Here is a 19,740-nt window from a genome sequence, read left to right on the forward strand (position 1 = left end):
CGCAGCAACCCGTCATGCCTGATGACCATAGCGAGCTGGTCCCACCCCTTCCCATCCCGAACAGGACCGTGAAACAGCTCCACGCCGATGATAGTGCGGATTGCCCGTGTGAAAGTAGGTAATCGTCAGGCTCCTTATGCAGTATGTCCAGAACCCCGGTGGCTCACCATGAGCGCCGGGGTTCTGGCGTTTACGCGCGCGAATCAACTCAGAATCAGAAAACTATCAAGGTCCGGGTGTCGGTGACCACGCGGGAATATCCCGAGCGTAATGCAACACCCGGAGCACATCGATGTGATTGTTTCGGTTAAATAGAACACGATATAGGGATAGCGCGTCAGCGCCCAGGTGAGCTGGTCCGGGATATCGAGTTCGTGAGCAGATCGGCGGAGCCGCTCACAGGATATGTACCGATATGTTTGTACGCGTCCTCAAGGGCGTCGACAAGTCCCTCGCCTCACCGCCAAACAAAAAGCCCGTCACTCGCGTGACGGGCTTTTTTCATTTCATCGCGGAACAACCGCAGCGATTAAACCGCTTACCGCTCCAGGAACGGACGCAGCTTGTCAGCGCGGCTCGGGTGCATCAGCTTGCGCATCGCCTTGCTTTCGATCTGGCGGATGCGCTCACGCGTGACATCGAACTGCTTGCCCACTTCTTCGAGCGTGTGATCGGACGTTGTGTCGATGCCGTAACGCATGCGCAGCACCTTCGCCTCGCGCGGCGAAAGCGCCTTCAGCGCCTCGTCGATCGCAGCGCGCATGTTCGCGTGGATCGCTGCATCAGCCGGCGAAGCCGAACCTGCGTCCTCAATCATGTCGCCGAGCGTTGCGTCGCCGTCGTCGCCCACCGGGCTTTCGAGCGAGACCGGCTGCTTGGCGATCTTGAGGATGCCGCGCACCTTCTCTTCGGTCATGCCCATGCGCGCGGCCAGATCGGCCGGATGCGCTTCCATGCCCGTCTGCTGCAGGATTTCGCGCGAGATGCGGTTCAGCTTGTTGATCGTCTCGATCATGTGCACCGGCACGCGGATCGTGCGCGCCTGGTCGGCGAGCGCGCGCGTCACGGCCTGACGCACCCACCACGTGGCGTACGTCGAGAACTTCCAGCCGCGGCGATATTCGAACTTGTCCACCGCCTTCATCAGGCCGATGTTGCCTTCCTGGATCAGGTCGAGGAACTGCATGCCGCGGTTCACGTACTTCTTCGCGATCGAGATCACGAGACGCAGGTTGGCCTTGACCATCTCGCCCTTCGCCTGACGCATCTTGGCTTCGGCGGCGGTCATGCGGCGGTTGATGCCCTTGATCTGCTGAAGCGACAGCGATGCGGCCGCTTCGATCTCAGCGAGCTTGCGCTGTTCGGCCTGGATGGCCGGCAGGCTGCGCTCGATGGCGGGGCCGTACTTGCTCGATGCAGCGGCAGCACGCACGCCCCATTCGAGGTCGGTTTCGTGACCCGGGAACTGCTCGATGAAGGCCTCGCGCGGCATACCGCAGCGGTCCACGACGATTGCCAGCACATTACGCTCGATCGCGCGGATCTGCGCGACCTGCTCGTGCAGCAGCGTGCACAGACGGTCGATGGTGCGGGCCGTGAAGCGAATGGGGGCGAGCTCGCGCTGAATGTCCGCGCAGATCTGCATTTCGGCGGCCGACGCGCGCGCGTTGGCATCCGTCGTGCAAGCCATCTGTTCGAACAGTGCGCGCACGCGTGCAAAGATCACCAGGCTGTCGGCCTTCAGCTGCGCGAGCAGGGCTTCGTTGGCCTTGCTGTTGTCAGCATCTTCGTCGTCGCCGTCCTCGTTGTCCGAATCGTCTTCGTCCGATGCCTGGGCTTCGACTTCTTCGTCCGCGTCGGCGTCGGCCGCTGCGGGTTCCTGCGCGGCTTCATCGCTGCCGATGCCGTCGACGAGTTCGTCGATGCGCATTTCGTCGGCCGCGACGCGGTCCGAGTCGGCGAGAATCGTCGCGACGATCGACGGGCAAGCCGCGATCGCCTGGATCATTTCCTGGAGGCCGTCTTCGATGCGCTTGGCGACTTCGATTTCGCCAGCGCGCGTGAGCAGCTCGCTCGAACCCATTTCGCGCATGTACATGCGCACAGGATCGGTCGTTCGGCCGAATTCCGAGTCGACCGTCGAGAGCGCGACTTCGACTTCCTCATCGGCTTCGTCGTCGGCCTGCGAGTCCGCACGCGTGTCTTCGTTGAGCAGCAGCGTGTCGGCGTCGGGCGCCTGCTCGTAGACCTGCACGCCCATGTCATTGAACGTGGCGACGATGGTTTCCAGCGCGGCCGTCTGCGCGAAGTTGTCGGGCAGGTGGTCGTTGATGTCGGCGTGGGTCAGGTAACCGCGTTCGCGGCCGAGCTTGATGAGCGCGCGCATTTGATGCTGACGCTTTTCGAGTTGCGAGCCGCCGTCCATCTGAGTCGTCTCGCCGGTCTTGTCCTTGGCTGCGCGGCGGGCGGGGCGGGCAGACGGGGCCAGCGCGTCTTCCCGGTCATGGCTTGTCAATACAATCTCCTCGAAAGGAATTGCCCAGCGTGGGCAAAAAGGGTCACGCGCCAGCGGCGTGGCGTCCTGGTGATGACGAAAAATTGCAGGGGAGTGGGCGGGGGCGCGTGCCGATCCCGCCGAGCGAGCGCCAAACGCACAATGGCGAGGCGGCCTGGATTTTCGTGCAATGCAGAAAGATCGCGTATGGTAGTGCGTTACGCCACGTGAGGCAACCGTAATCGTCGTGTTGGCGCACCAGACAGGTTTGTCCGGGGTCGGAACGAATTTGAAAGGTCGTCAAAATGGTGTTTTGCGGGCTTCGCGGCTTTCCACGCGCCCGGTTAGACAAGGTTTCCGCACGATGGTTCGCAGGTTTTATCGCACCTGCGAAATGCCCCCGCCACAATCGATCCCCATTATGTCGATTGCAGCGCACAACAATATCAAGAATAACGTGCGGCTACGTGTTTACGTTGACGACCACGCTTTCGAGCACGCGTTATGGCGGAAATTTGTCGTACCGCGGCAGCGTATCGGCGATCTCGTGCCATGGCGCCCTCGAGCCGACAAAGATGTGCCCTTGGGGACGGATGGAAGGCGTGTCGACGAGCGTGCCCATCGTCACATGGGCGAACGCCCCTTCGCGCACCACTGAATAGAGTAGCGAGCCGCAATGGCGGCAATGAACGTCGTGTGCCGCGCCCGGGTTGCCGTGAATGAGCAGATCGGTTTCGCCTTGCTCGAGGCGCAGGCGCGTGCGCTCGATGCCGGCGAACGGCTTGAAGGCTGATCCGGTGGCGCGCCGGCATTGCGAGCAATGGCAATTGAAGGCGTAGCCGAATGCGTCATCGACGCGATAGCGCACCGCGCCGCACAGGCACTGGCCGCGCAGTGTGGTGCGGGCGTTGTCAGCCGACGTTGCATTCATGGGGACCTGGAAGCCAACGAAACGTTACCGATGCGATGTGTCGCGCATTGTCGTCTTGTTTATAGGCGAGCGTCGTGAAAAGCAGCGTCTCGCTGCGCAATGGCCGGTGCATGGCGAAAGGTAACCATATATGGGTTTTTTGCCCTGTTATCCAGGTTTGCCGCACGCCGCGACCACGCAGCAAGGCCACTGGAAGCCATTCCTGGCCCCTTTGGTACGTCTTTTTGTTGTTGATGTTCACCAACCGGGCACCATCGCTTCGCGCCAATTCCCAAATCCGGTTACCTGATGCATTGCCATGCGCGGCGATGGTGACTAGCCGGGCCGTTCCCGCAGATCCTTCAAGCCCTTGATCACGACGAGCAGCGCGCGGCCGTGCTCCTCCGAGCCGTCCCACACATCGACGATGGCGTTGCGCAGCAATTCGTTATAGGCGGCCGCATGCCGCGACGCGGGCTTCACGCCATAGAAACTGCATAGCTTATTGAATGACGCACTCCGGCGCAGCCTGCGGCCGTTCGACAGCCGCAGCCGCGAGACCGTGGGCTGGCTGACTCCAGAAAGGCGCGCAATTTCGCTGGCCGAGCGCTCGTCGGCCGATAGCTGGCGCAGCAATTCCTGAACGGGAAAATCGGTGTCTGGGGCTTCCATGTCATGCATTATACCTATACAGTAACGTTTATTGAATTGCTCGCCAGATTGGTGGGCGCGCTGCATTCCGAGGAAGTCGATGGCACTGAAACACCTACCGCCCACGTTTTGCTGGTCCAGGATTGGATCGGAGACGGGAGAAGATCTCCCCACGATCGTCCTTCGCAAGGAGTGGGAGCGGCGTCTGGGCGGCGGGCGGTTTCTGTGGGGCATCAATCAGTCCCTCGGCAACAGCGCGCAGGTTGCCGCACTGCGCACGGGCTCGCTGCTCGCACTGTTTTCGCCGGCGGCAAGCCGCGCACGGGTTGCAGACGTCAAGCGCGAGGACGCGCTCGTCTGGAATGCATGGGTGGACGCGAGCGGCCAGGTGCGTCCGCTGCCGCCGCACGTGTTCGTCACGAGCCGCACGCGCTTTCCTTCGGGCAAGCCGCGCGATCATCACTACGCGCTCGTGTGCGCATCGCCTACGGAACTCAGCATCGGCAGCAGCCTGCGCGTGCAGCCCGAGCGACTGCGCAGCGTGAGCACGGCGAAGGCGCCGTGTGCTTCGCAGGGCACGGTCGTGGTGGACCGCGTCGAGCGCGCGGCGCCAAGGGCGGGCGCGGAATTCGGCGCTGCGGGTTATCCGGTCGCGTTTGGCGTGGAGCTCGAGGCGCCGTATTTCGTGCGTCTTGCGCAACCCACGCGCGTGAAGGCGCGCGATATGGCGGCACTCCACGAAGCCGTGCGCAATGGCGATTTCAATACCTGGCTGGAACTCACGAAGCGTCTGCGCAGTGCAGCGCCCGCCGAGCATGCGCGCGGTGTTACTAGCGATCTCTTCGATTTGCTGGCGAAGGCGCGCGATTTGGGCGCTGTGCGTTCGATTGCGCGCGACACCGATTTCGACGCTTGCGCGGAAATGTCGCACAGCCGTCGCAGCGAGACGTCGGCGTTGCTCGCGCGCGGCGTCACGCGCGATCTCTTCGCGCGCGATCTTTTCGATATCGTCCCGGCGGAGTGCACGGCGTCTGTGAAGGGAGGCGCTGGCCCCCGCGTCAGGGGCGCCACCTTCGGGGCTGCGGCTAAAGAGACGTCCTGCGGGACGCAAGTCGATTTGTTGCGTGGCGCCGACTGGACGCAATTGACTATGGAACTATATGGCGATCAACACCCATTCAAGCGAGGCCGAGGCCGCCCGACGCTTTCTTGAGGCCAGCCGCAACGTCGATCAGGCATTTCGTGCGATGCGCGCTGTGCATGACGATGCAGACGACTCGGCTCCGACACTCGCGTGCGGCGAGGCCCAGTCTCGTCTCGACCTCGCGCTCGACGAACTGGCGCGCGCGCAGGCACTGTTCGATTCGGTCGCGCGCGTGCAGGGGCGGCGGCGCGCACAGGGCGGAATGAATGCCTGAGCGATCGCACCGCCTGCATAGATCGCACACCACACCCCGAGCGGCCGGAACGTCACGATGACGCAAGAGGCCGCGCAAACCGGCGTAGGCCCCATGGCGCTGGTGGCGATCGAGCAGCGGCTCGCGCCACATCTGCGCATCGTCGACGATGATCTCGCCGCCGCGCTGCTGCCCGCGCCCGCGCGCCTGCTCATCGCGTTGATGGGCTCGCGCACGGCGGCGCGCATGGCCGTAATGGCCGAGCGCAAGTATCCGGGCCTGTGGGGCGGCATGCTGTGCCGCAAGCGCTATATCGACGAAAAGCTGCTCGAAGCGCTTCCTCAGGTGGAAGCGTTCGTGAATCTGGGCGCGGGTTTCGACACGCGCGCCTACCGGCTGCTGCACGACAGCGGCGTGCATGCGTGGGAACTGGATCAGGCCGTCAATATCGCAGCCAAACGAAAGCGCCTCGCGAAGCGCTTTGGCGCGATACCGTCGTTCGCGACGCTAGTGGCGGTCGATTTCGAGCATCTCGCGCTCGACGCCGTGCTGGCCGCGCAAGGCTATACGCGCAACCGGCGCACGTTTTTCGTGTGGGAAGGCGTCACGCAATATCTCGATGAGGCCACCGTGCGGGCCACGCTTGAAATGCTTGCGCGAGCCGCGCCTGGCAGCCGCCTCGCGTTCACCTATGTGCGCAGGGATTTTCTCGAAGGAAACGTGCCGCAGGGGCAAGAGGCGCTTTATCGCCGCTTCGTGTCGCCGCAGGCGATCTGGCGCTTCGGCCTCGATCCCGAAGCGGTGCGCGCGTTTCTCGCGGCCTATGGCTGGCGTGTCATCGAACAGCCCGAGCCGGACGAACTTGCACGCCGCTACATCGTGTCCACCAGCCGCCCGCTCACCTGCATGCCGATCGAGCGCACGGTCTGCGCCGAGCGCGTCTAGCTGCTCCGGCGCGCAAAACGCAACGCAGTGCCGCGCTATCCCCGTGGCTCCGCTTTGAGTTCGAGCAGTTGCGCGACGAGCGGCCAGCGTCCGGCCGCTTCCTGCCAGGCGTCCTCGGCTTGCACGTCGAAATAGCGTTCGGCGTTCACGCCCTCGACGAGCCGCGCGAGCGCTTCGATATCGCCAGGCAGCGCCGCATTGCTGCGCGCACGCCGCCTGTTCAGCCAGCCTCGTAGCGCCATTTACTTGCCTCCCGGTACCCACACGCCGTCCGGCGTATGGATCACGTAGCCCGTGGGCGTGGTCATCATCACGGTGGCCTCGTTCTCGCCCACCATGCGCGTTTGCGGCAGGTTCGTCGCGTACTGTGCGAGCGGCTGCGCGCCGGGCAGGAACGGACTGCTCGCGACGAGGTTCGAGAGCAGTTGCGCGAGCGCGAGGAAGCTCGTGGGCGTGTCGATCGTGACCGCTCCGCCCGCGTGCTCCGTGCCCGCGGGCAGACCCACGACTTTCACGCCCACCGGCACGTGCACGATGTTCGGCGTGGGGATTTCGCGCATGCCCGCGATCTGGTTGTCTTCGCCGCGCAGCGCCGCGCCGTGCTCGGGCACGAACACGATCACGGCCTTGCGGCCCGACTGCGCGACGAGATCGATCAGCTTGTCGACGTCGCCGAGCAGCGATTGCAGGCGGATTGGATAGGACTGCAGGCTGGTGAGTTTCGCGTTGGCGCCGGGCATGCGGTTGCCGTCGTGCAGCGTCACCGTGTTGTAGTAAAGCGCAACCGGGCCGCTATAGCTCGCACCGGAGCTGAAGTTCGTGAAGACGTAGTCGAAGCGCGAAAAGAGCGGGTTGTTGCGCATTTTCGCGACGTCCATGTCGTCCCACGAAAGCGAGCAGATATGCACGACGATGATGTCGAACTGTGCGTTCGCATCGGTCGTGAGCGGCGTGAAGTTCACATGGCGGCCTTCCTCGTTGGCGCGGAACGCCGCGAGCTGCTGGTCGTAGTTGCCGACCTGGTCGTTGCGCGGCTCGTCGCCGTTGGAGACGTTCGCGTTGTCGCTGTCGTTGCCGTTCTGGGCGAGCGTACCGGTGGCGTTTGCGATCAGCGTGCCCGCGCCCTGTCACAGCGGCACCGCAACGAGCGCGATCAGCACGAACGTCGTCACGCGAACCCAACGGTTGATGATGAAGTAAAGCAGCAGCGCGAGCACGGCGCTTACCGCCATCGAGAGCGAGACGAAGCGCCCGGTCAGCTCCAGCATGTACTCCGGGGTGAACGTGAGCAGCACGGGGAGCTGCGAAATCGCGCGGCCGATGGGCGGCATGTCCGATTCGTGATAGGCGAGCGCGATGCCCGTGATCACCGTGAGCAGGTTGCGCGCGATGCGCGGCCCGCGCTTTTTTACCGGCAGCAAGAGCGCAATGACGAACAGGATGTTCAGCAGCCAGTCCGCTTTGAGCTTGCCGAGCGAGTAGAGGTACAGCTTGGCGATGAAGTAGAGATTCCAGAGGCCCATGTTCGGTCGCGTTCCCGCGTGAATTCCGTGTCGTAATGGCGGTTATGGCTGGCGAGCCGGCTTGTTCCGCTCGGGCCGGCGTCGCATGAAGAAGTTCTCGAGCGCGTCGAAGAACGCATCGGCGAGACGCAGATAGCCCTGCCAGCTCAGTGTGATGAGTTCGACGAGCCCGTTGAGCGGCGCGTCCTCGCGCGGCACGTCTTCCGAGTCGAGCCAGGCGTCGGCGCGGCCGAAGGTGCACTCGACGAGGCGCCGCTCGCGCTCCACGCTCAGGTTCTCGAAGCGCACGCCCAGATGCCCGCCAGACAGACGCGCGACCACCGCCGGGAAATCATGCTCGAGCGTGCCGCGCGAAAGGCACACGTTCACGCGCTCGCCGGCCGCGAGTTTTTCCGCTTGGGCTTCGGCGGGCAGCACGAGGCCGAGGCCCCCCATCGAATAGTTCTCGGTCTTGCAGGCGAGCGTGCGGCCGTCAGGCAGCGTGAGCATGGCGGGCACGCGCAGCGGGATGCGGTGCGCGACGCGCACCTGGCGCGCTTCCTTCGCCACACCTACCGCGAGGCCCAGCACCGTGAGGTTCACGAAGGCCCAGAACAGATTCATGAACACGGTGGCGGGTTCGTCGCTTTGCCAGATCGTGAGCCGCCCGATGCCGGCCAGCACGGCGAGCACGTTGATGCCGAGCAGCACGAGATACGGCGTGGAAATGGTCCAGTCGAGATAGTCGCGTTCGATGTGGCCGCCCTTGGCGGTCACGTTGAACTTGCCGAGCTTCGGGTTGATGAACGCCATCGTGGTGGGCAGCGCGATATACCAGGCGAGCACGCTCTCGTAGGCTTCGGCCCAGAACGAATGACGGTAGTGGCCCTGGATGCGCGAGTTGGCGATAGCCGCGATCACGAGATACGGCAGCACGTAGGCGAGGATGACCGGCGCCGGCGTATTGATCACGTGCAGCCCGAAGAACAGGAACGAGCACGGCATCACGAGGAAGATCAGGCGCGGGATGCCGTAGCAGAAGTGCAGCATCGCGTTGCTGTAGCACAGGCGCTGGAAGAACGAGAGCCCTTTGCCGAGCCACGGATTGTCGACGCGGAAGATCTGCGTCATGCCGCGCGCCCAGCGGATGCGCTGGCCGATATGGCCCGCGAGGCTCTCGGTTGCGAGGCCCGCGGCCTGCACGGTGCGCAGGTACGCCGAGGTGTAGCCCGCGCGGTGCAGGCGCAGCGAGGTGTGCGCGTCCTCGGTCACGGTCTCCACAGCAATCCCGCCGATCGACTCGAGCGGATTGCGCTTGATGATCGCGCACGAGCCGCAGAAGAAGGTGGCGTCCCAGAAGTCGTTGCCGTCCTGGATCAGGCCGTAGAACAGGCTGCCTTCGTTGGGCACGCGATGGAACGTGTCGAAGTTGCGCTCGAACGGATCGGGCGAGAAGAAGTGGTGCGGCGTTTGCACCACCGCGCATTTCGGATCGGCGAGGAAGGTGCCCACCGTGGTTTGCAGGAACGAGCGCGTGGGAATGTGATCGCAGTCGAAGATCGCGATCAGATCGCCCTGGGTGAGCGGCAGCGCGTGATTGATGTTGCCGGCCTTCGCGTGGGTGTGCTCTTCGCGGCGGATATAGCCGATGCCTGCCTGCGCGGCGAAATCGCGGAATTCGTCGCGGTCGCCGTCGTCGAGCAGATAGACGCGCAGCTTCTCGCGCGGCCAGTCAATCGCGCTGGCCGCGAATACCGTTGGGCGCACGACCGAAAGCGGCTCGTTGTAGGTCGGAATGTAGATGTCGACGCTCGGCCAGTCGGCGGGATCGTCGGGCAGCGCGCTCGGCTTGTGGCGCAGCGGCCAGGCCGTCTGCACGTAGCCGAACACCGAACTCAGGTACTACACCAATGTGGCCGCCGACAAGAAAAAGCTGCCCGGGCCGATCGCCGCGCAACGCAACCAGGTCTGCCCGCCGGAGCAGGAGGTCGTGCGGATGATGCCGTGAAGCTGTCATAACCCGGCGGGCTTCGCGATCGAATGCGCCGGCATGGTAACGTTAGGCCCGCGCCGCAATTGCGCGCGCATTCATGAATGACGAAAAAAGCGAAGAGAAAGGAGCAGAACGTGGTCTACGAAATGGCGCATATCTCCGTGCAGGCCGGCAAGAATGCCGAATTCGAAGCAGCCGTGGCGCAGGCCTTGCCGCTATTCCACCGCGCGCGCGGCTGTACCGCAGTGGAACTGCAGCGCAGTGTGGAGGAGCCGAACCAGTACGTGCTCGTCGTGCAATGGGACACGCTGGAAGACCATATGATCCACTTCCGCGAATCCGCCGACTTCCAGACGTGGCGCGGCCTCGTGGGACCGTACTTCGAGAAGCCGCCGGTCGTGGGGCATACGCAAGTGGTGGTGAAGTAAGCTGCGGGAAAATGGCGAACTGATCGAAGGACCAGGCGCTCACCCATGAGCGCCTTATCCACTCAAGCTCTCACCCTGAACCCCTCCAGGTAGTCCCCAGCATCCGCATCATCCCAAACCCGTCCGTCGACAAAAACCGGCTTGCCCGCCGCCGCCGGCACTGAAACACCCGCCGCCAGCGCCGCCTCGCGATACAACGCGGTTTGATTCACCGCTTGCGCAATCTCCCGATAATCGTCGCGCCGCGTCGTCATCCCCCAGCGTTCGAATTGCGTCATGAACCAGATTCCTTCGGACTCCAACGGATCGTTCACCGCGCCGTCCTCGAAGAACTTCATGCGCAACGGATCGAAAGCGCCGATGCCTTCGAGCTGTCCCGCAATCAGCGCCGCGTCCACGCCCAGCATGTCCGGCCGCGCCAGCCATTGCGCGATTTCCTGGCGATGTCCCGCGCCGTCGAGCCATCGACACGCTTCCAGCATAGTCTGCACGAGCGCGCGCGCCGTATTCGGAAAGCGCCCGACGAAATCGCGCCGGCACGCCAACACCTTCTCAGGATGATCGGGCCAGATTTCGCCGCTGCGGATGACCGTGCGCCCCATGCCGCGCTGCTGCGCAAGCGCGGGCCACGGCTCGCCCGCGCAAAAGCCGTCGAGCCGCTCTTCGGTTAGCGCCGCCACCATCTGGGGCGGCGGAATCGCCACGCTCTCGATATCGCGAAGCGGATGCACGCCCTGCGCGGCGAGCCAGTAATTGAGCCACATCGCGTGCGTGCCGGTCGGGAAGGTCTGCGCGAACACGGGCTTGCGCTCGAGCGTCGCGAGCGCGCGGGGCAGGGTGCCGTGTTCGGCCAGCGCGTCGGCGAGACGGTTCGACAGCGTGATCGCCTGGCCGTTGCGGTTGAGCACCATCAGCACGGCCATATCTTGCTGCGGGCCGCCAATGCCAAGCTGCACCCCGTACGCGAGACCGTAGAGCGTATGCGCGGCGTCGAGCTCGCCTGTCAGCAGCTTGTCGCGCAGCGCGGCCCAGGACGGCTGGCGCGAAAGCTCCAGCGTGAGGCCGTGCGCGTGGCCGAACTCGAGCAGCTTCGCGGCGACGAGCGGCGCGGCGTCGGCGAGGGGCACGAAGCCTATCTTCAGATGCGTCTTTTCCGGCGCGGCGTGCAGGGTGGTGGTGTTCATGATGTGCGCTTCGTTCATCCTCATTCGTGGGCCGGCGCGTTCATTTGCGCTGCTCCTGCGGCCCGCATGCCGCGACGATCTGGCGGGCCACCTCGGCAAGCTTCAGGCTCTGATCCATGGCGCGCTTGCGCAGCGTCGCGTAGGCGGCGGGCTCGGACATCTTCTGCTGCTCCATCACGATGCGCTTCGCGCGGTCGATCAGCTTGCGCTCGGCCAGTTCGTTCTCGGCGTGGGTGAGTCGCTCGCGCAGTTGCGCCTCCTGGGCAAAGCGCGCGAGCGCGACTTCGAGAATCGGCGCGATGCGCTCGCCGGCGAGTCCTTCGACCAGATACGCCGTCACGCCCGCGTGCACGGCCGAGCGGATCAACTGCTGGTTGGCGTCGTTGCTGAACATCAGCACCGGGCGCGGCGCCGTGGCGTTCATCACGGCAAGTTGTTCAAGCGTGTCGCGCGAAGGCGATTCGGTGTCGATGATGATGACGTCGGGCCGCTCACGCTCGACGGCGCGATGCAGCGCCTGCGGCGTGGCTGGCTCGGCGAGCATTTCGTAGCCGAGCCGCGCGAGCGCCTGGCGCAGATCGCCGATGGGCTTGTCGGTGTCGGTTACGAGCAGGACGCGCAGCATGGTGTTTCAGTGGTCGGCGGCAGGTGGAGCTTCCAGGAGCGCGGTGCGCCGAAGCAGGACATGCGACATTCAAGCAAGGTATGTGCCAGTTGCCGCGGCGCACGAGAATGGGGCTGGCTGCCTGCTGCGGTTGCACATGGAAGCGCAGGGAAGGAGGGATGGTGCACCGCGGCAGTGCGTGGCGCGGATCACCGCACTTAACTAGCGCAGCATGATTTGCAACTAACAGCCTATCCCGCCGCACAACTTCAAACAGTAAGCACAACGGAGAACACGGCCTTCGCGCCCGTGCCGCATTGAGGCCAAGCCAGCCGTGCGACGGCGAAAAAAACGCGCCGGCATAACCAGCGCGCATCGAAATCCCTTACCTCTAAATATCACCCCGCTTTACGAACCGGCGGAAAACGCCGCCTGAAATTACTGATGCCGATGCGGCGGAAGCGCTCCTTCTTGGTTTCTTCCTCGAAGTGCGAAAGCGAGACCTTCACGAGGTCGGCGCTCGACAAAATGCCGATGAGCCGCATCGACTGGCGATCGGACACCACGGGCAGCCGCTCGAGCCCATGCACCGCAAGACGCGCGGCAATCTGGCGACAGGTTTCCTCGGGCACCGCCACGTCGGGCGAGCGCAGCGCGAGCAGCGTGCCGAGCGGCTGATCGAGCACCTCGCTGGCGCCGCTCGCGCGCACGTTCTCCAGAAGCGCGCGGTCCACCATGCCAAGCACGACGCCGCCGCGCACCACGGGCCAGGCGCGGCGTTTCTGGTCGGGGCCGAAGTATTGCGACAGCGCATCGCGCACGCTCATGTTTGAGTCGATGGTTTCGACGTTGCGCGTCATCACTTCTTCCACGTGATGGCGTTCGAGCGGATCGACGCCGTACTCGCGATAGATGTGATAGCCGCGCCGCGCGATTTTCTCGGTCATGATCGAGCGCTTCATGACGACCGTGGCGAAGCCGTGCGCGACCAGCGTGGCCGTGAGCAGCGGCAGCAGCGCGTTGGTGTCGTGGGTGAGGCCGAAGGCGAACACGATGGCCGTGAGCGGCGCGCCGAGCGTGGCGCCCAGCGTGGCCGCCATGCACACGAGCGGCCAGAGCGCGGGGTCGCTGCCGGGCAGCGCGTGGCTCAGCACGCAGCCGAGGCCCGCGCCCAGCATGAGCAGCGGGGCGAGCACGCCGCCCGAGGTGCCCGAGCCGAGCGCCACAACCCAGATCACGGCCTTCACCACGAGGATGGCGACGGCCACCTGCAAGACGATGTGCTGATGGAGCAGGTCGCCGATCACGTCGTAGCCCACGCCGAGCGCGCGCGGCTCGATGAAGCCGCCGATACCCACCACGAGGCCGCCGATCGCGGGCCACCAGGACCAATGCAGTGGAAGATGCGCGAACAGGTCCTCGACCTTGTAGAGCGCAGCCGAAAGCCCGGAAGCGAGCGCGCCCGAAAGCAGTCCCGCGATCACGCACGAAAACAGCGCGAGCGCGTGCGGCGTGGGGGTCTGCATCGCGAAGAGCGGCTCGGTGCCGAAGAAGGCGGCGCGCGCGAAACCCGCCACGGCGCAGGCGAGCGCGACCGGCAGGAAGCTGCGCGGGCGCCATTCGAACAGCAGCAGTTCGACCGCGAGCAGCACGGCGGCCACCGGCGTGCCGAACACGGCCGTCATGCCCGCGGCGGCGCCGGCCACGAGCAGCGTCTTGCGCTCGGCGGAGGTGAGCCGCACACACTGCGCGAGCAGCGAGCCGATCGCGCCGCCCGTCATGATGATCGGGCCTTCCGCGCCGAACGGCCCGCCGCTGCCGATCACGATGCCCGAAGAGAGCGGCTTGAGCACGGCCACTTTCGGCGACATCTTGCTCTTGCCGAACAGGATGGCCTCGATGGCTTCGGGAATGCCGTGGCCGCGAATCTTGTCGGAGCCGTAGCGAGCCATCAATCCGACGATCAGCCCGCCCACCGCCGGTACGAGAATGACCCAGGCCCCGAGCGTGTTCAGCGCGGGCGAGTGGTCCTCGAACGAGAAGCGGCCATAGAAGAACAGGTTCGTGAACCAGTGGATGAGGCTCAGAAGCACGAACGCGGCGAGTGTGGCCAGCGCGCCAATGACGGCGGCCAGCGCGCTGATGCCGGGCAGGCGCGCGTTGGCCGAGAAGTCGCGCTTGTGGGAGTCGTCGTGATGCATGGTCGTCAGAGATCGATTTGCGGAACGGTGAAGGTTCCGTCGAGCGATTGCAGTTCCGCGCGATGGAGTTCGGCGAGGCGCGCGAGCAGCTTTTCGCCGCCCTCGAGCAGATGCACTTCCACCTGGCGGCGATCGCGTTCGCTCACGCGCCGCTCGACCAGATCGAGCGCTTCGCAGCGCGAGACGAGCGCCACGACGCCGTGGTGCTGCGCTTGCAGACGCTCGGCAATTTCGCCGATGGTCGCCCATTCGCGGCCCGGATAGCCCTTCACGTGCAGCAGCAGCAAATATTGCAGTGGCGTGATGCCCTCGCCTTGGGCCGCCTGCTCCGAAAAGCGCTCGAAGCGGCGCATTTGATAGCGGAACTCGGACAACTGCTCGAAATCGGCCTTCGTCAGACCGCGCGTAGTGTTCTTCATTGGGAATTCAAATTGGTACGATTCGAAATGCGAATATATCACAACATGATATGTATGGCCGAGGGCATCCCAATGCGGTTGCGCAACGCGCAATCCGCGACAGGTTCAGGAATGCATGAGGTTCAGGCGCTCTGGCTTTGCAGCGGCTGGGCCTGCCGGTAGAGGCCCGAAATCAGGTCCGCCTGCGTGACGATGCCCACGAGGCGGCGCTCGCCGTCCACCACGGGCACATGATGGTGGCCGCGTCCCGCGAAGATGCCGAGCAACTGCACGATAGGGGTTTCGCCCGAAATAGTGCGGACGTGCGCGCTCATGATCGTGCTCACGCGCACGCCGTCGGCGGGATGCGCGGCGATGCCGCTTCGGAGCGAATGCAGCAGCGCGCGCAGCGCGTGGCGGCCGAGGCTTTCTTCGGCGAGGTCGGCGCGCGTGACGATGCCCTTGACGTGGCGCTTTTCATCCACGACCGGCAGCGCCTTGATGTCGTGCCGCTTGAGCAGCGTGCGCGCTTCGCCCACGGTGGTCGCCGGCGTGATGCTGACCACGTCGCGCGTCATGACATCGGCGCAATTCAGTTCGCCGAAGCTGCGCGCATAAGCGCGAATCTCCGTTTCGCGCAGCAGCGATTCGAGGTCGTCGGTGTCGATGTCGAGCAGTTCGTCGCGCTCGCGCAGCACGGCTTCAAGGTCGGTGCGCGAGAAGCCGCCCGGTGTCGTTGCGGGCTGGGCGGTCTTTGCCGGGCGCACCGCGTGCGGATAGCGGTGGCCGGTGGCCGTGTGATAGACGAGCGCGGAAATGAGCAGCGTGAACGATTGCAGCGCCACTGGTTCGAACACGAACTCATAGCCGAGCGCGTGCACGGCGGGACCGCCGAGCACGGCGGTGAGCGCCACGGCGCCTGAGGGCGGGTGCACGCAGCGCAGCGTGAACATCGCGCAGACCGCCGCGGCGATGGCGACGGCTGCGGCCTCCACCGGATCGTGAATGAACATCGCGCAGGTCACGCCGACGGTGGCCGACACCAGATTGCCGCCGACGATCGACCATGGCTGCGCGAGCGGACTCGCGGGCACGCCAAACAGTAACACCGCCGAGGCGCCCATCGGCGCGATCAGATACGGGATGGTCGAGGCATTGCCGAGCAGGTAGTGCGAAACGGCGCCGGTGACGGCAATGCCCACCAGCGCGCCCCCGCTCGAACGCAGGCGCTCGCGCCAGCGCAGGGTGACGGGGGAGGGGGCGAAGCGCGTGAGCCAGCGAAGAATTCTGAAGCGTGACACGGTCGAAATAGCGGAAAAAGGGGCGAAGCGAAAGGGGTAATGCGGCGTCCCCGCCGGGATGCCCGCGATTTTTGAGATCGAGATTGTATCGCAACGTGATATATCCCGTGACGTATTGCCGCTGATACTTGCCATTTGGGGTTTGATCGGCGGAGGTCCGCCAATGGCTCACACCGGGCTCACACCGAGGCTCGCATCCGAAAACGTCGGTGTAACAAAGCCGCTGCATTTGTAACCCTGCGTCGCTGTGGCGGCGCGCCGCGCCGCGTTCGGTTACGCTGGCGAACCAACCCTCTGCACTGGCCGTTCAAGTCCGAGGCTCGGCACGGCGGCACCGCATTCCATCGATCGACACGGACAACAAACGCATGAAGAAGCTCTTTTTCCTGAGCGCGGGGCTCGCGTGGTTCATTGCGTCGTTCGTATTCGGCGCGAGCGCGTACGCGCAGGGCGTCGACCAGTCGGATCCCCAGGCGCTCATCAAGACGGTTACGCAGCAGGTGCTGGACGAAGTGCGCACGAAGGCCATCGCGCCGGACGACATGGCGCGCATCCGCGACATCGTCAACCGGGACATCCTCCCTTATGTCGATTTCCGCCGCACCACGCAGCTGGCGATGGGCCGGCACTGGCGCACCGCCACGCCCGCGCAGCAGCAACAGATCGCCCAGCAGTTCCAATTGCTGCTGATCCATCTTTACGCGGGCGCGCTCGCGCAGCTCAAGCCCGACCAGCAGATCGAATATCCGCCCATGCGCAACGCGCCCGGCGACACCGACGTGGTCGTGCGCACGCTCGCGCAGACCAGCAGCAATCCCGTGGAGATCGACTACCGTTTGTACAAGACGCCCGAGGGCTGGCGGCTCTACGACCTGAACGTGCTGGGCGCCTGGCTGATCCAGACCTATCGCGTGCAGTTCAACGAGAAGATCCAGCAATCGGGCGTGGATGGGCTGGTCCAGTTCCTCACCTCGCGTAACCAGGAACTGGAGGCGGCCAGGCACTGAACGCGGGCTTACGTGCTCGCGTGCCCGTGAACCCTTTTATCTAGCGCGCGCCTGGGTTACGCTTCTCGCCCGTTTGCGATATTTCACGCTTATTTGTCGCCGGCGTGCCGCCTGACGCGCGCTGCACGCACTACCCTGAACTCAGGCGCGCCCGTTGCGCACCTCACCCGACCGCCCGACCAGCCAACGCTTCGCCATGAATTTCCAGAGCCCGCCCGAGAGACCTTATTCCGAGCCGCCGAATGGTTCGTCGGGACAGCCGCAGGGCCACCGCAACCGCGTCTTTGCATCGAGCACGCCCACGCTGCACACGCTCGCCGCGCTCGTCACGGGCGTGGTGGTGGTGTGCGGCCTCTACTTCGGGCGCGCGATGCTCGTCCCGATCACGCTCTCCGTGCTGCTGAGCTTCCTGCTCGCGCCGCTCGTGAACGCGCTGCGCCGGTTGCACATCCCGCAGTTCATCGCGATCCTGATCGCGGTGCTCGCCACGGTGCTGGCACTGGCGGGCGTGGGCGCGCTGATCACCTCGCAGGTCGTGCAGCTCGCGGCCTCCTTGCCGCAGTACCAGGAAGCCATCATGGAGAAGGCGGAAACGGTGCAGGAAAAGACCGTGGGCCGCGCCGACTCGCTGATGACGCGCGCCGCCGCCGCGCTGCAGCGCATCACACCCACGCCGCCGCCCGCGCCGCCGCAGCCGCGCGGGCGTGCCGCGCGCAACCAGCCGCAGCCGCCGATGCAGGTCGAGGTCCACACGCCCGCGCCCACGCCGCTCCAGTTGGTGCGTAAAGCGTTCGCGCCGGCCATCGCCCCGCTCGAAACCGCCTTTATCGTGCTCGTGGTGACGATCTTCATCCTGCTGCAGCGCGAGGACCTGCGCGACCGCTTCATCAGCGTATTCGGCTCCGACGACCTGCATCGCACCACGACGGCCATCAACGACGCCTCCGAGCGGCTCTCGCGCTACTTCGTCACGCAACTGGGCGTAAACGTCTCGGTGGGCGGCGTGATCGCCATCGGGCTCGCGGGCATCGGAGTGCCGGGCGCGCTGATGTTCGGGGCGCTCTCGGCGCTGCTGCGCTTCGTGCCCTACATCGGCATCTGGATCGCCGCGATCCTCGCGACGCTGCTGGGCGCGGCCATCCAGCCGCAGTGGACCATGGCGGTCTCCACGCTGATCTTCTTCATCGTCGTCGACGTGGTGGCGGGGCAGTTTGCCGAGCCGATGCTGTACGGCCGCCGCGCGGGCCTGTCGCCGCTCGCGGTGGTGGTGGCGGCGATCTTCTGGGCGTGGCTCTGGGGCCCGGTCGGGCTCGTGCTGTCCACGCCGCTCACGCTGTGCATCGTCACGCTCGGCCGCTACGTTGACCGCCTGAACTTCCTGACCATCCTGCTCGGCGACCAGCCCGCGCTCACGCCCGCGCAGACCTGCTACCAGCGCCTGCTCGCCGACGACCCGCACGAGGCGCTGCTGCAGGCCGACCGCCTGCTCACGGAGATGCCGCTCATCGACTATTACGAACGGGTGGTGTTCGAAGGCCTGCGCTTCGCGCGCAACGACGTGCTGCGCGGCGTGCTGCCCGCCGAGCAGCTTGCGCGCATCAATCAGGCGCTGCTCGACATCGTGGAAGACCTGGAGTCGGTGAACGACGCGCGCCACGCCGCCAGCAGCGAAGACGACGCGCTGCCGCAGATTCCCGGCGACGGCCGAGCGGTGCTATGTGTGCCGGGGCGCGGCGCTTTCGACGAAGTGGTGGTGGCGATCGTGTGCCAGCTGCTCGCGCGCGCGGGCATTCCATGCCTCGCAACGACCTACGACGAAGTGCGCGCCACGCGCACGGGAATGATGGACATGCAAACCTTGCAGTCGATGCACGCGATGCCATCGACACAATCTCCACAAGCAGCGCACTTGATGCAGTCGACGCGCGTGGTCTGCGTGGCGTCGCTCGATGCCGCCGAGTCGCCGCCGTACCTGCGCAACCTCGTGCGCCGCGTGCGCGAGCGCGCGCCGGCCTTGCCGATCATCGTGGGCGTGCGGGCGGTGCGCCGCGAAGAGGGCCCGAGCATTGCCGAGGATGCCGGTACGCACCTCGCCGCAACGCTGCGCGACCTCGTGGAGGAGTGCGGCGTGGCGCTCGCGGCCGAGCCGAAGGAGCTCGCGCACAAGCAGGCGAATGCGGGAGTGTGACAAGTCATGCGGGCGTCACATTGGGAGGTCAAGATATGCGGCCTATCCCCTCTGCCCTCTGGTTGCGGCATTGCCCGGAGACACGAAGTGCTGAGCCCTCACGAGTTTGCAACGCTGATGCTGATCCGCCACGCGCCGGAGCAGATCGACATGAACCGCCACGAACTCGACATCCTGCTTGAACGCCAGCTCGTTGCGCTCGAACAGCGCGCCGAAGGCCGCCGGCTGCCGTCGCTCACGATGGCGGGCCGCTCGCTGCTCGACGCGCTCGGCCGCGTCGAGCCCGCTCACTTCGAGTACGAAGACATCGGCGGCTTCGACGCGCATTGACGTTTGCGAACCGGGTTAGCGCATATGCGCAGTGATTCCCGCAATGGGACTCACTTGGTAGAAACCCTATACCGCCTATATCACCCGCCTGCCGCAAAGTGGCGCATGCGATACTTGTCGCCAATTGCCGCGCCATGAACACAATCAATGCGACGGTGGCGCGATTCTGGACTTTCTGCTCCTCGCCTCCCCACGGCATCCCATTCA

Annotated in this window: 17 protein-coding genes, 1 rRNA gene and 2 pseudogenes; 8 read left to right on the forward strand and 12 right to left on the reverse strand. The window is 65.2% G+C overall.

Annotated elements, in window-relative coordinates:
• Positions 1 to 17 precede the first annotated feature (17 nt).
• Positions 18 to 131, forward strand: a 5S ribosomal RNA gene (gene rrf, locus NH14_RS18395).
• 407 nt (positions 132 to 538) lie between these two features.
• Here rrf and rpoD read toward each other — a convergent pair.
• The 4 genes from rpoD to NH14_RS18415 form a co-directional block, all read right to left on the reverse strand.
• The gene (rpoD, locus tag NH14_RS18400; protein ID WP_035524137.1) at positions 539 to 2,515 is read right to left on the reverse strand and encodes an RNA polymerase sigma factor RpoD; all 1,977 of its coding nucleotides are present in this window, start codon (positions 2,513 to 2,515) and stop codon (positions 539 to 541) included.
• Positions 2,516 to 2,996: 481 nt separating this feature from the next.
• The gene (locus tag NH14_RS18405) at positions 2,997 to 3,425 is read right to left on the reverse strand and encodes a GFA family protein (protein ID WP_035524140.1); all 429 of its coding nucleotides are present in this window, start codon (positions 3,423 to 3,425) and stop codon (positions 2,997 to 2,999) included.
• Positions 3,406 to 3,666: a hypothetical protein gene (locus tag NH14_RS18410; protein WP_152617097.1), complete on the reverse strand. Its 261-nt coding sequence runs from the start codon at positions 3,664 to 3,666 to the stop codon at positions 3,406 to 3,408. Before NH14_RS18410 ends, NH14_RS18405 begins: the two co-directional genes overlap by 20 nt.
• A gap of 74 nt (positions 3,667 to 3,740) precedes the next feature.
• Positions 3,741 to 4,076 carry a helix-turn-helix domain-containing protein gene (locus NH14_RS18415; protein ID WP_035524143.1) on the reverse strand — a complete coding sequence of 112 codons (336 nt, stop codon included), beginning with the start codon at positions 4,074 to 4,076 and terminating at the stop codon, positions 3,741 to 3,743.
• Between the two features lie 79 nt (positions 4,077 to 4,155).
• On the opposite strand from NH14_RS18415, the gene NH14_RS18420 reads away from it, so the two are divergent.
• From NH14_RS18420 to NH14_RS18430, 3 genes are read left to right on the forward strand one after another with little or no spacing between them, the layout of a single operon-like run.
• Entirely contained in the window at positions 4,156 to 5,268 is a 1,113-nt protein-coding gene (locus tag NH14_RS18420) for a hypothetical protein (RefSeq protein ID WP_176329269.1), read from the forward strand.
• Positions 5,216 to 5,473 (forward strand): hypothetical protein, encoded by a 258-nt coding sequence (locus tag NH14_RS18425; RefSeq protein ID WP_035524146.1) that lies wholly within the window; start codon positions 5,216 to 5,218, stop codon positions 5,471 to 5,473. The genes NH14_RS18420 and NH14_RS18425 overlap by 53 nt, the downstream gene beginning before the upstream one ends.
• 57 nt (positions 5,474 to 5,530) lie before the next feature.
• Entirely contained in the window at positions 5,531 to 6,397 is an 867-nt protein-coding gene (locus tag NH14_RS18430; protein ID WP_035524149.1) for an SAM-dependent methyltransferase, read from the forward strand.
• Positions 6,398 to 6,432: 35 nt separating this feature from the next.
• Here NH14_RS18430 and bcsR read toward each other — a convergent pair whose 3' ends face one another.
• The 3 genes and pseudogenes from bcsR to bcsA all read right to left on the reverse strand — a co-directional run.
• Positions 6,433 to 6,639, reverse strand: coding sequence for a BcsR/BcsP family cellulose biosynthesis protein (gene bcsR, locus NH14_RS18435; RefSeq protein WP_035524152.1), 207 nt, complete (start codon positions 6,637 to 6,639; stop codon positions 6,433 to 6,435).
• Positions 6,640 to 7,920 (reverse strand): annotated as a pseudogene (gene bcsG, locus NH14_RS18440) (cellulose biosynthesis protein BcsG).
• A gap of 42 nt (positions 7,921 to 7,962) precedes the next feature.
• Positions 7,963 to 9,801: pseudogene (gene bcsA, locus NH14_RS18445) on the reverse strand (UDP-forming cellulose synthase catalytic subunit); the annotation flags it as partial.
• Between the two features lie 225 nt (positions 9,802 to 10,026).
• On the opposite strand from bcsA, the gene NH14_RS18450 reads away from it, so the two are divergent.
• Positions 10,027 to 10,320: an antibiotic biosynthesis monooxygenase family protein gene (locus tag NH14_RS18450; RefSeq protein WP_035524915.1), complete on the forward strand. Its 294-nt coding sequence runs from the start codon at positions 10,027 to 10,029 to the stop codon at positions 10,318 to 10,320.
• 62 nt (positions 10,321 to 10,382) lie between these two features.
• Here the strand turns inward: NH14_RS18450 and NH14_RS18455 are convergent, their stop codons facing one another.
• The 5 genes from NH14_RS18455 to NH14_RS18475 form a co-directional block, all read right to left on the reverse strand.
• Positions 10,383 to 11,522 (reverse strand): CmpA/NrtA family ABC transporter substrate-binding protein, encoded by a 1,140-nt coding sequence (locus tag NH14_RS18455; protein WP_035524153.1) that lies wholly within the window; start codon positions 11,520 to 11,522, stop codon positions 10,383 to 10,385.
• 22 nt (positions 11,523 to 11,544) lie between these two features.
• On the reverse strand, positions 11,545 to 12,129 hold the full coding sequence (locus NH14_RS18460) for an ANTAR domain-containing response regulator (RefSeq protein WP_035524155.1): 585 nt from the start codon (positions 12,127 to 12,129) through the stop codon (positions 11,545 to 11,547).
• A 377-nt stretch (positions 12,130 to 12,506) separates the two neighbouring features.
• Positions 12,507 to 14,309, reverse strand: coding sequence for a chloride channel protein (locus tag NH14_RS18465; protein WP_035524157.1), 1,803 nt, complete (start codon positions 14,307 to 14,309; stop codon positions 12,507 to 12,509).
• A gap of 5 nt (positions 14,310 to 14,314) precedes the next feature.
• On the reverse strand, positions 14,315 to 14,728 hold the full coding sequence (locus NH14_RS18470; RefSeq protein ID WP_035524160.1) for a MarR family winged helix-turn-helix transcriptional regulator: 414 nt from the start codon (positions 14,726 to 14,728) through the stop codon (positions 14,315 to 14,317).
• Positions 14,729 to 14,850: 122 nt separating this feature from the next.
• Positions 14,851 to 16,008, reverse strand: a complete 1,158-nt coding sequence (locus NH14_RS18475) for an HPP family protein (RefSeq protein ID WP_244143470.1) — start codon at positions 16,006 to 16,008, stop codon at positions 14,851 to 14,853.
• A 368-nt stretch (positions 16,009 to 16,376) separates the two neighbouring features.
• Here NH14_RS18475 and NH14_RS18480 point away from each other — a divergent pair, with 368 nt between their 5' ends.
• The 3 genes from NH14_RS18480 (at position 16,377) to NH14_RS18490 (ending at position 19,533) form a co-directional block, all read left to right on the forward strand.
• Positions 16,377 to 17,015, forward strand: a complete 639-nt coding sequence (locus tag NH14_RS18480) for an MlaC/ttg2D family ABC transporter substrate-binding protein (protein ID WP_035524163.1) — start codon at positions 16,377 to 16,379, stop codon at positions 17,013 to 17,015.
• Between the two features lie 154 nt (positions 17,016 to 17,169).
• Positions 17,170 to 19,203, forward strand: coding sequence for an AI-2E family transporter (locus NH14_RS18485; RefSeq protein WP_237179693.1), 2,034 nt, complete (start codon positions 17,170 to 17,172; stop codon positions 19,201 to 19,203).
• A gap of 87 nt (positions 19,204 to 19,290) precedes the next feature.
• On the forward strand, positions 19,291 to 19,533 hold the full coding sequence (locus NH14_RS18490) for a hypothetical protein (protein ID WP_052147905.1): 243 nt from the start codon (positions 19,291 to 19,293) through the stop codon (positions 19,531 to 19,533).
• The last annotated feature ends 207 nt before the right edge of the window (positions 19,534 to 19,740 follow it).

The sequence above is a fragment of the Paraburkholderia sacchari genome, assembly GCF_000785435.2.
Classification (GTDB): domain Bacteria; phylum Pseudomonadota; class Gammaproteobacteria; order Burkholderiales; family Burkholderiaceae; genus Paraburkholderia; species Paraburkholderia sacchari.

Excerpts from the sequence above, each read along its gene's own strand:
- NH14_RS18405 (WP_035524140.1), bottom strand. The coding sequence starts at position 3,425 with ATGAATGCAACGTCGGCTGACAACGCCCGCACCACACTGCGCGGCCAG.
- NH14_RS18415 (WP_035524143.1), bottom strand. The coding sequence starts at position 4,076 with ATGGAAGCCCCAGACACCGATTTTCCCGTTCAGGAATTGCTGCGCCAG.
- NH14_RS18420 (WP_176329269.1), top strand. The coding sequence starts at position 4,156 with ATGGCACTGAAACACCTACCGCCCACGTTTTGCTGGTCCAGGATTGGA.
- NH14_RS18425 (WP_035524146.1), top strand. The coding sequence starts at position 5,216 with ATGGCGATCAACACCCATTCAAGCGAGGCCGAGGCCGCCCGACGCTTT.
- NH14_RS18430 (WP_035524149.1), top strand. The coding sequence starts at position 5,531 with ATGACGCAAGAGGCCGCGCAAACCGGCGTAGGCCCCATGGCGCTGGTG.
- bcsR (WP_035524152.1), bottom strand. The coding sequence starts at position 6,639 with ATGGCGCTACGAGGCTGGCTGAACAGGCGGCGTGCGCGCAGCAATGCG.
- NH14_RS18455 (WP_035524153.1), bottom strand. The coding sequence starts at position 11,522 with ATGAACGAAGCGCACATCATGAACACCACCACCCTGCACGCCGCGCCG.
- NH14_RS18460 (WP_035524155.1), bottom strand. The coding sequence starts at position 12,129 with ATGCTGCGCGTCCTGCTCGTAACCGACACCGACAAGCCCATCGGCGAT.
- NH14_RS18465 (WP_035524157.1), bottom strand. The coding sequence starts at position 14,309 with ATGCATCACGACGACTCCCACAAGCGCGACTTCTCGGCCAACGCGCGC.
- NH14_RS18470 (WP_035524160.1), bottom strand. The coding sequence starts at position 14,728 with ATGAAGAACACTACGCGCGGTCTGACGAAGGCCGATTTCGAGCAGTTG.
- NH14_RS18480 (WP_035524163.1), top strand. The coding sequence starts at position 16,377 with ATGAAGAAGCTCTTTTTCCTGAGCGCGGGGCTCGCGTGGTTCATTGCG.